Source organism: Streptomyces sp. NPDC005803 (assembly GCF_040630435.1).
Taxonomy (GTDB): domain Bacteria; phylum Actinomycetota; class Actinomycetes; order Streptomycetales; family Streptomycetaceae; genus Streptomyces.
In genome coordinates this window covers 17,430-30,588 of the sequence record NZ_JBEXXO010000013.1, presented here as the reverse complement: position 1 = coordinate 30,588, position 13,159 = coordinate 17,430, and the positions used below count along the sequence as shown (strand labels likewise).

8 protein-coding genes are annotated in these 13,159 nt (G+C 71.9%); 4 read left to right on the top strand and 4 right to left on the bottom strand.

Translation table 11 applies throughout. From position 1 onward, the window contains the following. Positions 1–224: 224 nt before the first annotated feature. A complete protein-coding gene (locus tag ABZ454_RS19475) occupies positions 225–1,865 on the top strand; it encodes an MFS transporter (RefSeq protein ID WP_359539461.1) in 1,641 nt (546 codons plus the stop codon). 78 nt (positions 1,866–1,943) lie between these two features. On the opposite strand, the gene ABZ454_RS19470 is transcribed toward ABZ454_RS19475, so the two are convergent. Together ABZ454_RS19470 and ABZ454_RS19465 are read right to left on the bottom strand one after the other, a co-directional pair. After that, positions 1,944–3,725 carry an ABC transporter ATP-binding protein gene (locus ABZ454_RS19470; protein WP_359539460.1) on the bottom strand — a complete coding sequence of 594 codons (1,782 nt, stop codon included), beginning with the start codon at positions 3,723–3,725 and terminating at the stop codon, positions 1,944–1,946. Continuing rightward, positions 3,722–5,572 (bottom strand): ABC transporter ATP-binding protein, encoded by a 1,851-nt coding sequence (locus ABZ454_RS19465; protein WP_359539458.1) that lies wholly within the window; start codon positions 5,570–5,572, stop codon positions 3,722–3,724. The genes ABZ454_RS19470 and ABZ454_RS19465 overlap by 4 nt, the downstream gene beginning before the upstream one ends. A gap of 308 nt (positions 5,573–5,880) precedes the next feature. Here ABZ454_RS19465 and ABZ454_RS19460 point away from each other — a divergent pair, with 308 nt between their 5' ends. Continuing rightward, entirely contained in the window at positions 5,881–6,597 is a 717-nt protein-coding gene (locus ABZ454_RS19460; RefSeq protein ID WP_359539694.1) for a hypothetical protein, read from the top strand. 49 nt (positions 6,598–6,646) lie between these two features. On the opposite strand, the gene ABZ454_RS19455 is transcribed toward ABZ454_RS19460, so the two are convergent. After that, on the bottom strand, positions 6,647–9,580 hold the full coding sequence (locus tag ABZ454_RS19455) for an FAD-binding and (Fe-S)-binding domain-containing protein (RefSeq protein ID WP_359539456.1): 2,934 nt from the start codon (positions 9,578–9,580) through the stop codon (positions 6,647–6,649). Positions 9,581–9,665: 85 nt separating this feature from the next. Continuing rightward, positions 9,666–10,109 (bottom strand): MarR family transcriptional regulator, encoded by a 444-nt coding sequence (locus ABZ454_RS19450; protein WP_356318711.1) that lies wholly within the window; start codon positions 10,107–10,109, stop codon positions 9,666–9,668. A gap of 218 nt (positions 10,110–10,327) precedes the next feature. Here ABZ454_RS19450 and ABZ454_RS19445 point away from each other — a divergent pair, with 218 nt between their 5' ends. Then, the gene (locus ABZ454_RS19445; protein WP_359539453.1) at positions 10,328–12,136 is read left to right on the top strand and encodes an ABC transporter ATP-binding protein; all 1,809 of its coding nucleotides are present in this window, start codon (positions 10,328–10,330) and stop codon (positions 12,134–12,136) included. Positions 12,137–12,216: 80 nt separating this feature from the next. Continuing rightward, positions 12,217–12,825 (top strand): hypothetical protein, encoded by a 609-nt coding sequence (locus tag ABZ454_RS19440; protein ID WP_359539451.1) that lies wholly within the window; start codon positions 12,217–12,219, stop codon positions 12,823–12,825. Positions 12,826–13,159 lie beyond the last annotated feature (334 nt).

Below are 13,159 nucleotides of genomic sequence, written 5' to 3'. Positions count from 1 at the left end.
GTTTAGGTGCGAAGTGCGCTCTCGCCTCGTTGATTCCGTGTCGCCTCGCCGATGCTGGGACGCGGCTCTGTCCGAAGCGAGGGCCCGACGCTTTCGGCCCCCGTCCCGCGGGGCCCGGAACGGTGCCCTTCGGGTTCCGTGGCGGCCGGGGAACCGCGCTCCAGGGGGACAGGACCCCCGCTGGACATCAACCGCGGCGCACCGCGTCGCATAGGAGTGTTGCCTTGAACGTCACACCCTCGGCGAGCAGCCGGCCCGAGCGGCGGGCGGCCACGCTCGTCATGGCCTGCCTGGGCGTCTTCGTCGCCTACTTGCCGGTGACCACCGTCTCCGTGAGCCTGCCCGCCATCCAGGCGGCGCTGGGCGCGTCGACTGCCCAGCTGTCCTGGGTCCAGGACGCGTTCGTTCTGCCCATGGCGGCGTTCATCCTGACCGCCGGCGTGGTCGGCGACGTGTACGGCCGCAAGAAGGTGTTCCAGGCGGGCCTGCTGTTCTCCGCCGTGGGTGCCGCCGTCGCGCTGGGAGCCCGGTCGATCGAGGTGCTGTGGGCGGGGCAGGCACTCGCCGGGCTGGGCGCGGCCGCGCTGCTGCCCACCACCCTGGCCCTGATCAGTCACGCGGTGCCCGACCACCGGGAACGCGGCAAGTTCATCGGTCTGTGGGCGACCTCGCTCCTCATGGCGCTGGCCGTCGGCCCGCTGATCGCCGGCGTCGTCCTGGAGCACGCGGCCTGGCGGTGGATCTACCTCCTGGCCATTCCGGTCTCGCTGCTCGCCGTGGTCTTCGCCGCCCGGCTGCTGACCGACTCCCGCGCCCCGCACGGGCGACGGCTCGACTGGCCGGGCCAGATCACCGCGGCGGTGGCGATCACGGCGCTGGTGTACGGCGTGATCGAGGGCGGTGCCGGTTCCTTCACCGACACCCCGGTCCTGGTGGCGCTGTTCGTCGCCGTGGCCGGCGCGATCGCCTTCGTGGTGGCGGAGCGGCGCAGCGACAGCCCCATGCTGGACCTGGCCCTGTTCCGCAGCCCCGCGTTCACGGCCACGACGCTCGTCGCGATGATCACGTTCCTGGCGCTCATCGGCTTCTTCTTCCTGCTGAGCCTCTACTTCGGCCTGGTGCAGCAGCTCGACACCCTTCAGGCCGCCTGGCGCCTTCTCATGGTCACCGCCGCCTCCATCGTCGTCGGCGGTCCGGTCTCACGTCTCATGCACCGGATTCCCGCCCGCACCCTGATCACCGCCGGGCTGCTCGTCGTCTCCGGCGCGCTCCTCTCGATGACCACCCTCGACGCGGACACGTCGTTCGTCTCCCTCGCGGGGCGGCTGGCTCTGCTGGGCGTCGGAATGGGCGGCATCCTGACGCCGATGACGGCCACCGCGGTCGCCTCCGTGCCCCACCACCTGGCCGGTATGGCCGCAGCCGGCAACAACGCCTTCCGCCAGATCGGCGGCGCACTGGGCCCGGCCGTTCTGGGCGCCCTTCTCACCTCACGGGCCCTCGACGCGTTCCCCGCCCGTCTCGCCGACGCCGGAATCACGGGAGCGAGCCGGCAGGGCATGGTGGACACCGCCCGCGAAGGCGGGCTGGGCGCGGTCGCCGGGATGAACCTCGGAGCTCACACCGGCCAGGCGCTGGGCGCCGTCGGCGACGCCTTCCTCGACGGACTCCGGCTGTGCCTGATCGTCGCCGCGGCGCTCACCCTGCTCGCGGCTCTCGTCTCGGTGGTGCTGCTCCGGCCACGGCCGTCCACCGCCACGGTGAAGGTCGCCGCGGCCACCCCGCACCCGGCGACCGGCCCCGCCGCCGACGCGGTCACCTCCGGACAGGGAGGCGATCTGGCCGCGACGCGGCGGAACGGGTGAAAACGACGCCTTCCGGCCGGGGCGGCGGGCCACGGCCGGAAGGCGAGCACGCGCGGGCCCGTGACGGGCCGGTCCTGGTCAGCCGTGCCAGGACCGCCACAGCGCGGCGTACGCGCCGTCCGCCGCCACCAGTTCGTCATGGCTGCCCAGCTCGCTGATCCGCCCCTGCTCGACGACGGCGATCACGTCGGCGTCGTGCGCCGTGTGCAGCCGGTGGGCGATGGCCACGACCGTACGGCCGTCCAGCACCCGGGCCAGCGAGCGCTCCAGATGACGGGCCGCGCGCGGGTCGAGCAGCGAGGTCGCCTCGTCCAGCACGAGCGTGTGCGGATCGGCCAGCACCAGCCGGGCCAGCGCGATCTGCTGGGCCTGCGCCGGGGTGAGCACCAGACCGCCCGAGCCGACCTCGGAGTCCAGCCCCTCGTCGAGGGCCCTCGCCCAGCCGTCCGCGTCGACCGCGGCCAGCGAGGCCCACAGCTCCGCGTCCCCGGCATCGGTCCGGGCCAGCAGCAGGTTGTCCCGCAGCGACCCGACGAACACATGGTGCTCCTGGTTGACCAGAGCCACATGCGTACGGACCCGCTCCGCCGTCATCCGTCCCAGTTGCGCACCGCCCAGCGTGACTTCCCCGGTCCTCGGGGCGTAGATCCCGGCCAGCAGCCGGCCCAGCGTGGACTTGCCCGCACCGGACGGCCCGACCAGCGCCAGCCGCGTACCGGGAGCGACGTCCAGCGACACCTGGTGCAGCACGTCGAGTCCGGCGCGGTAGCCGAAGTGCACATCGGCGGCGCGCACCTGGCGGCCGTCCGGGGCCACGTCGGCGTCCCCCGCGTCCGGCTCGATCTCGCGGATTCCCACGAGGCGGGCCAGTGACACCTGGGCGACCTGCAACTCGTCGTACCAGCGCAGGATCAGGCCGATCGGATCGACCATCATCTGCGCGAGCAGCGCACCGGTCGTCAGCTGACCGACGGTGAGCCAGCCCTCGATGACGAACCAGCCGCCGAGCATCAGGACCGCGCCGAGAATCGTCACGTACGTGACGTTGATGACGGGGAAGAGCACGGACCGCAGGAACAGCGTGTACCGCTCCCAGGCCGTCCACTCCTTGATCCGCCGGTCCGACAGGGCGACCCTCCGCGCCCCGAGCCGGTGGGCCTCCACGGTCCGTCCGGCGTCGACGGTCTCCGCGAGCATCGCCGCGACCGACGCGTACCCGGCCGCCTCCGAGCGGTACGCCGACGGTGCCCGGCGGAAGTACCAGCGGCAGCCGACGATCAGTACCGGCAGCGCGATGAGCGCCGCGAGCGCCAGCGGGGGAGCGGTGACGGCGAGCGCGGCGAGCAGCAGCCCCGCCCACACCACGCCGATGGCCAGCTGCGGCACCGCCTCACGCATGGCGTTGGCGAGCCGGTCGATGTCCGTGGTGATCCGGGACAGCAGGTCTCCGGTCCCGGCCCGCTCCAGCACGCCCGGCGGCAGCCGCACCGACCGCACGAGGAAGTCCTCGCGCAGATCGGCCAGCATCTCCTCGCCCAGCATCGCGCTGCGCAGCCGCATCATCCTGGTGACCACCGTCTGGATGACCAGCGCCAGTGCGAACACCGCGGCCGTCCGGCCCAGATGCAGGTCGGTGACGCCGTCGGACAGGTCCTCGACCAGTCCGCCCAGCAGATACGGCCCCGCGATCGACGAGATCACCGCGACACAGTTGAGCGCCGTGACGACGATGAACGGCCGCCGGTGGCGCCGCAACAGCTCCCTTACGTAGGCGCGTACGGTCGTGGGGGTGCCGACCGGCAGAGTCGTCGCCGACTCCGGGGCGGCCGGGTCGTACGCCGGTGGTGCGACGCCGATCATGCCCTCTCCTCGATTTCCTCGATCGTTTCGATCGCGTCGATGTCCTCGTTCGTTCCGGGTGCGGCCGCGGCGATCTCGTCGTCGGTCTCCCGGGTGACGACCGCGCGGTAGCGCGGTTCGTCGCGCAGCAGGTCGCGGTGGGTGCCGACCGCGACCACGGTGCCGTCATGGACCAGCGCGACGCGGTCCGCCAGGTCGAGCAGCAGCGGTGACGAAGCGAACGCCACCGTCGTGCGGTCCTTCCGCAGCGCCTTGATGCCCTGGGCGACCCGCGCCTCGGTGTGCGAGTCGACGGCGGACGTCGGCTCGTCGAGCACCAGGGCCTCCGGGTCGGTCACCAACGACCGCGCCAGGGCGAGCCGCTGACGCTGGCCGCCGGACAGCGACCGGCCGCGTTCGGTGATCCGGGTGTTCATGGGGTCACCGTCGGCGTCGACCGACGCCTGCGCGAGCGCGTCCAGGACGTCACCGCACTGCGCGGCCGACAGCGCGTCCGCGGCGGCGACCCGGCCGGACGACGGCACGTCCAGCAGTTCGCGCAGCGTGCCGGAGAGCAGCACCGGGTCCTTGTCCTGGACCAGCACAGCGGTCCGGGCGGCGTCCAGTTCCAGTTCGTCCAGGGGTACGCCCCCGAGCAGGACCGACGGCAGCGCGGGAGCCGCCGCCTCCTCCGCCTCGCCCTCCCGCGCCACGGCCGGCTGGGCATGGCCGCCGAGCCGGTCCGCCAGGCGGCCGGCCTCGTCCGGATCTCCGCAGACCACCGCGGTGAACAGGCCCTCCGGAGCCATCAGTCCGGTGGCCGGGTCGTACAGGTCACCGGACGGAACGGCATCGACCGTGGACGGCCGTGCGACCCGGCTCAGCGAGAGGACCCGGACCGCGCGCTGTGCGGACGGCCGGGAGAAGGAGTACGCCATGGCGATCTCCTCGAAGTGCCGCAGCGGGAACAGCATCAGCGTCGCCGCGCTGTACACCGTCACCAGCTGGCCGACGCCGATCTTCCCGTCCCGCGCCAGCGTGGCGCCGTAGGTGACCAGCGAGATCAGCAGCACACCCGGCAGGAGCACCTGGATCGCCGAGATCAGCGACCACATCCGCGCACTGCGCACGGCGGCCTTGCGGACCTCCTGCGAGGCGCGCCGGTAGCGGCCGAGGAACAGCTCCTCGCCGCCGATGCCGCGCAGCACGCGCAGCCCGGCCACCGTGTCGGAGGCCAGCTCGGTGGCCTTGCCCGCCTTCTCGCGCTGCACGTCGGCGCGGCGGGTGGCCCGGGGCAGGAGCGGCAGTACGGCCAGGGCGAGCACGGGCACGGACAGCGCCACGAGCACGCCGAGCGAGGGCAGGTAGAGGACGAGCCCGACACAGATGAGGACGAGGGCCGCCGCGGCGGCGGCGAAGCGGGACAGCGCCTCGACGAACCAGCCGATCTTCTCCACGTCGCCGGTGGACACCGCGACGACCTCGCCCGCCGCGACCCGGCGCGTCAGCGCCGAGCCGAGCTCCGCGGTCTTGCGGGCCAGCAGCTGCTGGACCCGGGCGGCGGCGGTGATCCAGTTGGTGACGGCGGTCCGGTGGAGCATGGTGTCGCCCACCGCGATCAGCGCGCCGAGCACCGCGATCAGGCCGCCGGACAGGGCCAGTCGTCCTGCGGACCGGTCGATGACCGACTGGACGGCGAACCCCACGGCGAGCGGCAGCCCCGCGAGGGCGCACTGGTGCAGCAGACCCCACGACAAGGACTTGAGCTGTCCGCGGATCTGGTTGCGGCCGAGCCAGAGCAGGAAGCGAGGGCCCGACCGGACATCGGGATCGCCGGGATCCGAGTACGGAAGATCGCGAATGTGCATGACGTCCCAAGAGATCGGAAGGAGCTGAAGTCCGCGAGGGAGCCGCGGAAACACGTGGGGGGAGGGCGTGGGGGGACCAAACCGTTCAAGCCTCGCTCCCCGCGGGGGCGGAGGCAAACCCTTTTACGCGGAGGCCCTTGAGCGCCTCGGAAGGCCCGACCCGCACGCCGGGCGTCGCGGGACGCGGTCCGGTCCACCGGGCGACCGAGTAAAGGTTGGGCACACACGCGCCGGACACCGCAGCCGGGGACGTCCTGGGGACCCGGGGGTGCGAGCATGGACGCATGCTTATAGCCGGTGCGGTACGAGTGGTGGCCTCGGCGGCCGCCTGCGGTGTCCTGCTCACCACCCTGACGTCGTGCGGCGACGGGCAGGAGCACAAGAAGGGTGACGCGCGGTCGGCCGGCGCCCGGAAGGACAAGGACCAGGCGCGGACCACCGACCTGAAGCGCATCCCGGACGTGGGGGACCGCCTGCAGTCGAAGATCCCCGAGGATTCCCGCCAGGTCGTCGCCGTGTACGGCGAGGGCCGGAACTCGGCGGACTCCACCGTCGTGCTGTACACCCGGACCGGGTCCACCTGGGACAAAGCCGCCGGCTGGAAGGCCCACAACGGCCGCAAGGGCTGGACCACCGACCATCACGAGGACGACAAGCGTTCACCGGTCGGCGTCTTCACCCTCACCGACGCGGGCGGCGCGCTGCCCGACCCGGGAGCGCTGCTCCCGTACAGCGAGTCGACCGCCATCCAGGCCCCCCGCTATTGGGCCAAGCCCTACTGGCACGACTTCGACTACGTCATCGCCATCGACTACAACCGCGTCAAGGGCACCGCCCCCAACGACCCGACGCGCCCGGAGGGCCAGTCCAAGGGCGGCAGCATCTGGCTCCACATGGACCACGGCAGCGGCACATCGGCCTGTGTGAGCCTGCCGAAGGCGGCGATGGTGAAGCTGCTGCGCACCCTGGACCCGAAACAGCACCCCGTCGTGGTGATGGGCGACCGCGCCGGCCTCCGCGCCTGAGCGCCCGGCCGGGCCTTTGGCCTCAACGGGTCCGGACCGGGCCTTTGGCCTAAGCGGGTCCGGGCCGGGTCGCCCGCTCCAGCTCCATCAGCGCCGAGCGGTACGAACGGCCCGTCGCCCGGTCCATTCCGATCTCGCACATGCGGTTCGCGCTCAGATACGCGTCGTACTCCCGGGAGTTCACCTCGGCGGCCTCCTTCGCCGTGGCCGAGGCCGTCAACTCCTCGTGCAGCATGCCCCGGTCGCCCGCGAAACCGCAGCACCCGGCGTCGTCAGGGATCACGACCTCCCGCGCGCAGGCTTCCGCGACCGTGTGCAACTGGCCGACGTCGTCCAGATGTTCCATCGAGCAGGTCGGGTGCAGAACCGCCGAACCGGTCTTCCTCAGCACCGTCAGCTCGGGCAGGAGCTCGTCGGCCGCCCACACCAGCGAGTCGACCACCCGCAACTCGCGGTGCAACTCCCGGTTGTCCTCGGTCAGATACGGCACCACCTCGTGGGCGATGCCCAGCGTGCACGAGGAGGCGTCGACGACCAGGGGCAGCCGTCCTCCGGCCGTCCAGCCCCAGGCGGCCTCGACGATCCGGTTGGCCATCACGGTGTTCCCGGCGTCGTACCCCTTGGAGTGCCAGATCGTCGCGCAGCAGGTGCCCGCCACATCCTCCGGAATCCAGACGGGCTTCCCGGCACGGGCCGAGACGAGGACCACGGCCTGGGGCAGCGACGGGCCGCGATGTCCCTCGGGACCGCCGAAGATGCGGTTGACGCAGGCCGGGTAGTAGACCGCGCTCGCCCCCGCCCGGGAGGTGCGGGGCAGCTTGCGGGCGGCCGCGCCGGGGATCTCCGGCAGCCATGCGGGCAGCAGATCGGGGCTCACGGCCTTGCGGGCGAGACCGGTGGCGCCTTTGAGCAGCCGGTCGTCGATCCGGTCGGCGGCGGCGACGGCCAGCCGGGCCGCCGCCTCGACGGTGCGGAAGTTCGTTGCGGTGAGCGCGGCGATCCGCTCCTCGCGCGGGGAGTGCCGTCGGTGGCGGAAGTCCTTCATCATGGCGCCCGTATCGATCCCGACGGGGCAGGCGAGCTTGCAGGTGGAATCGCCCGCGCAGGTGTCGACGGCGTCGTAGCCGTAGGCGTCGAGCAGCCCCGTTTCCACCGGTGAGCCGCCCGGCTGCCGCATCATCTCGCGGCGCAGCACGATGCGCTGGCGGGGTGTGGTGGTCAGGTCGCGGCTGGGACAGGTCGGTTCGCAGAAGCCGCACTCGATGCAGGGGTCGGCCACCGCCTCGACGTGGGGAATGGTCTTCAGCCCGCGCAGATGGGCCTTCGGGTCGCGGTCCAGCACGATCCGGGGCGCCAGTACGCCGTCGGGGTCGATGACCTGCTTCGTACGCCACATCAGCTCGGTCGCCCGCGGTCCCCACTCCAGCTCCAGGAAGGGCGCGATGTTGCGGCCGGTGGCGTGCTCCGCCTTGAGCGATCCGTCGAACCGCTCCACGGTGAGCCGGCAGAAGTCGGCCATGAAGGCGGCGTACCGGTCGACGTCGGACTGCTTCGCCGCGTCGAACGCCAGCAGGAAGTGCAGGTTGCCGTGGGCCGCGTGGCCCGCGACGGCGGCGTCGAAACCGTGCGCGGCCTGCAGCCCGAGCAAGGCTTCGCAGGCGTCGGCCAGCCGGGAGGGCGGGACCGCGAAGTCCTCCGTGATCAGCGTCGTACCGGACGGCCGGGAACCGCCGACCGCGGTGACGAAGGCCTTGCGGGCCTTCCAGTAGCCGGCGATCGTGCGGGCGTCCCGGGTGAACTCGTTGGTCACCGAGGTGACGGGCCGGACCAGTTCGAGCTGCCGTACGACCTGGGCGGCCGCCTCCTCGTACGCCTCCTGGCCCGGCTCGTCCGGAGCGCGGAACTCCACCAGCAGGGCCGCGGTCTCCTTCGGCAGCCCGGCCCAGTCGGCGGGCACCCCCTTGACGCTGACCGAGGCGCGCAGGGTGTTGCCGTCCATCAGCTCCAGGGCGAGGGCGCCCGCCGCGTTGAACAGCGGGACGGCCGCCGCGGCCGCCGTCAGGGAGGGGAAGAAGAGCAGCGCGGTGGAGATCCGGCGGTCCAGCGGCAGCGTGTCGAAGACGACCTCGGAAATGAAGCCGAAGGTGCCCTCCGAGCCGACCATGAGACCGCGCAGGATCTCCACCGGCGTCGAACCGTCCAGGAAGGCGTCGAGCCGGTAGCCGTTGGTGTTCTTGATCTCGTACTTGGCCCGGATGCGGGCGGTGAGGGCGGCGTCGGCCTCGATCTCCGCCTTCAGGGCGAGCAGCCCCGCGCAGAGCCGCGGTTCCGCGTGCGCCAGGTCCTCGTCCGCCGCGGGATCGCCGGTGTCCACCACCGTGCCGCTTGGCAGCACGACGGTGAGGGAGGAGACGGTCCGGTACGAGTTGCGGGTGGTTCCGGCGGTCATCCCGGAGGCGTTGTTGGCGACCACGCCTCCGATCGTGCAGGCGATCGCGCTGGCCGGGTCCGGCCCCAGCAGCCGTCCGTGCCGGGCGAGGGCGGCGTTCGCCCGCATGACCGTCGTCCCCGGGCGGATGCGGGCCCGGGCGCCCCCCTGCAGGACCTCGATGCCCGCCCAGTGGTGTCGTACGTCGACGAGGATGTCCTCGCCCTGCGCCTGGCCGTTCAGGCTGGTGCCCGCGGCCCGGAAGACGACGTTGCGGCCCTTGCCGTGGGCGTACGACAGGATCGCGGAGATGTCGTCGATGTCCTCCGGAACGACGACGACCTGGGGGACGAAGCGGTACGGACTGGCGTCGGAGGCGTACCGCACCAGGTCGGAGATCTTCCAGAGCACCTTCTGCGGGCCCAGGAGTGCGGTCAGCTCGCCCCGCAGCGGTTCGGGCGTGCCCGCCGCCCGGGTGTCGGGGACCCGGTCGTGGGACGGGGACCGCGTCACGCCGGGGCGCAGGGCTTCCGGGTTCGGTTCCAGCAGCGGCATGTCCAGGTCCCCTCGGCGGCTCGGCGCGGAACTCCGCACCCGGTCAGTCAGCAGTGGCGCTCCGGCATTCCGTTGACCGGAGCGGTCAGCAGTGGCGCTCCGGCATTCCGTTGACCAGAGCGGTCAGCAGACCGCCGAGCACCTCACGCTGCTCCGCGGTCAGTGGAGCCAGGATCTCCTCTGCGGCCGCCCGGCGCGCGTTGCGCAGCGAGCGCAGCGTGGCGATGCCCTCCTCCGTGATCTCGATCCGGACCACCCGGCGGCTGTCCGGATCGGGGGTCCGGCGCACCCGCCCACTGGCCTCCAGCCCGTCGACCAGCGTGGTCACGGCGCGGGGCACGACATCGAGACGCTGTGCGAGATCCGCCATCCGCGGTGGGCCGTCGTAGTGCGCGACGGTGCGCAGCAGCCGGAACTGTGCGGGGGTGATGCCGATCGGCTCCAGCTGGCGGCTCTGAATGCGCTGGAGTCTGCGGGTCAGCCGCAGCAGCTGTTCGGCGAGCACGCCGTCGGGGTCGGGGGAATCCATGACGGGAACAATATCAGGACCTTGTTCATTGTGAGTATAGGTAACAATGAGCTAGGCTCTCATTGTCACCCACGGGCGACCAGGGCCACGAGGCCCGCTCGCCGGGCGCCGGCGCGGCCGGCGGCGAGGCCCCGGCCGCTCTGCCACCCACGGGTCGCGTGCACTTCGCAGGCGCCCACGCTCTTCCTCCCGTTGTCGCACGCCTGACGAAGGAGCCCATGAAACCCGACGAACCCACGTGGACACCCCCGCCCAAGGGCGCCGCCCAGCCGCCGGCCGAGCTGCGCCGCATCCTCCGCCTCTTCCGCCCCTACCGCGGTCGTCTCGCGGTGGTCGGACTGCTCGTCGGCGCCTCGTCGCTGGTGTCGGTCGCCTCTCCCTTCCTGCTGCGCGAGATCCTGGACACCGCCATCCCCCAGGGCCGGACCGGGCTGCTCTCGCTGCTGGCCCTCGGCATGATCCTCACCGCGGTGATGAACAGCGTCTTCGGCGTGCTGCAGACGCTCATCTCGACCACCGTCGGCCAGCGGGTGATGCACGACCTGCGCACCGCCGTCTACACCCAGCTCCAGCGGATGCCGCTCGCTTTCTTCACCAAAACCCGCACCGGCGAGGTCCAGTCCCGGATCGCCAACGACATCGGCGGCATGCAGGCCACCGTCACCTCGACGGCGACCTCCCTGGTCTCCAACCTCACCGCGGTCATCGCCACGGTCGTCGCGATGCTGGCGCTCGACTGGCGGCTCACCGTCGTCTCGCTGCTCCTGCTGCCGGTCTTCGTCTGGATCAGCCGCCGGGTCGGCCGCGAGCGCAAGAAGATCACCACCCAGCGTCAGAAGCAGATGGCCGCCATGGCGGCCACCGTCACCGAATCGCTCTCCGTCAGCGGCATCCTGCTCGGCCGCACCATGGGCCGCTCGGACTCGCTCACCAAGGGCTTCGCCGAGGAGTCCGAGCGCCTGGTCGACCTCGAAGTGCGCTCCAGCATGGCCGGGCGCTGGCGCATGTCGACGATCGGCATCGTGATGGCCGCCATGCCGGCCGTCATCTACTGGGCCGCCGGCATCGCCCTGCAGTCCGGTGGTCCGGACGTCTCGATCGGCACCCTCGTGGCCTTCGTCTCGCTCCAGCAGGGCCTCTTCCGGCCCGCCGTGAGCCTGCTGTCCACCGGCGTGCAGATGCAGACGTCCCTCGCACTCTTCCAGCGGATCTTCGAATACCTCGACCTCACGGTGGACATCACCGAGCCGGAGCAGCCGGTGAGGTTGGACAAGATCCGCGGCGAGGTCCGTTTCGAGAACGTCGACTTCAGCTACGACGAGAAGAGCGGGCCGACCCTCAGCGGCGTCGATGTGACCGTTCCCGCAGGCGCCAGCCTGGCCGTCGTCGGTCCCACCGGCTCCGGGAAGTCCACCCTCAGCTACCTGGTGCCCAGGCTCTACGACGTCACCGGCGGCCGGGTCACGCTCGACGGGGTCGACGTGCGTGAACTGGACTTCGATACCCTCGCCAGGGCAGTCGGCGTGGTCTCCCAGGAGACGTACCTCTTCCACGCCTCGGTCGCCGAGAACCTGCGCTTCGCCAAGCCGGAGGCGACCGACGAGGAGATCGAGGCGGCGGCCCGTGCCGCTCAGATCCACGACCACATCGCCTCGCTGCCCGACGGCTACGACACCCTCGTCGGTGAACGGGGCTACCGGTTCTCGGGAGGCGAGAAGCAGCGCCTGGCGATTGCCCGCACGATCCTGCGCGACCCGCCGGTGCTGATCCTCGACGAGGCGACGAGCGCCCTCGACACCCGTACGGAGTTCGCCGTACAGGAGGCGATCGACGCTCTCTCCGCCGGACGCACCACGATCACCATCGCCCACCGGCTCTCCACCGTGCGCGACGCCGACCAGATCGTCGTCCTCGACGCCGGCCGCACCGCGGAGCGCGGCACCCATGAGGAACTGCTGCGACAGGACGGGCGGTATGCGGCCCTGGTCCGCAGGGACGACACCAGGCTCGCGCCCGTGGCCGGCTGACCGGAAGGAGCCGGAGCCGGCCCGCGCGGCGGACGCCTGCAGCCGCCGGGCCGGGCGGCGGTACGGCATGATGCCCGGCCATGAGAGCTCTCCTCGGGGTCGGACTCCCCGGATACCGGCCCGTCGCCGACGACACGTGGGCGAACGAGTACGACGACGTGGTGTCGCTGCACTTCTTCGCCCTGCCCCCCGACCTGCCGGCCGGACTCGACGACGGCCCGGCTCTGCGCAGCGCCCTGACTCACCACACCGCACGGGCGGGCGGCGGGCTCATCGAGGCGACCGTGAAGAGGCTGGGGGAGTTGCCTGCACTGCGCCAGATACTCAAACTGCCGCTTCCGGACCGGCGGAGCGGCCAGGCGTTCATCGGCAGCTTCACCGTGCCGCGCGCCGGATGCAGCACCGTGGTGAAGATCCAGGCGCTGGAGCAGGGCATGACGGGCCTGCGAGAGGCCGTCGTCCTCAATGACGTCGGGCCCCAGGACTACTTCCGGCCACACCCCTACGCCCCGGACGTCCAGGGCGGTCTGCCGTTCCACGTGGCCGACCACGAACGGTGGGACGCGGCTTTCCCCGACCACCCGCTCAGCCGCGTCCGGCGCACCCTCGGCGCACTGGCCCAGGCGGTCTCGGTGGCCCCGGACTTCGCCGCCCTGCCGCCCTTCACGGGCCCCGCGGCCCACGCCTGACGGCGCGGCGGCACACGCGACGGCGCCGCCACTCCCGTGGGACGGGGAGTGACGGCGCCGGGCGGAGCAAGGGTCAGATGAGCCAACCCACGAAGTGGACGACGCCGGCCAGCAGGTTGGTGATCAGGTTCATCGGGTGTTTCTCCTTGTGCAGGGTGAATCTCCGGGACAGCGCAGTCGCGGTCTGCAGCCCGTCGCTTGCGCTCTGTCATCATCAGCCGCCGTCCGAGGGCCGAGCAACGAATCCCGATACGATCACGCGTTCCAGCGAACACCCGATCCCCTGTTCGTGTGTTCACCTCGCGTGCTGCGGGTCGCGTGTCGTGCGGGCCGC

Coding starts and splice junctions, on each gene's coding strand:
- ABZ454_RS19470 (WP_359539460.1), bottom strand. CDS start 3,725: ATGATCGGCGTCGCACCACCGGCGTACGACCCGGCCGCCCCGGAGTCG.
- ABZ454_RS19465 (WP_359539458.1), bottom strand. CDS start 5,572: ATGCACATTCGCGATCTTCCGTACTCGGATCCCGGCGATCCCGATGTC.
- ABZ454_RS19455 (WP_359539456.1), bottom strand. CDS start 9,580: ATGCCGCTGCTGGAACCGAACCCGGAAGCCCTGCGCCCCGGCGTGACG.
- ABZ454_RS19450 (WP_356318711.1), bottom strand. CDS start 10,109: ATGGATTCCCCCGACCCCGACGGCGTGCTCGCCGAACAGCTGCTGCGG.
- ABZ454_RS19445 (WP_359539453.1), top strand. CDS start 10,328: ATGAAACCCGACGAACCCACGTGGACACCCCCGCCCAAGGGCGCCGCC.
- ABZ454_RS19440 (WP_359539451.1), top strand. CDS start 12,217: ATGAGAGCTCTCCTCGGGGTCGGACTCCCCGGATACCGGCCCGTCGCC.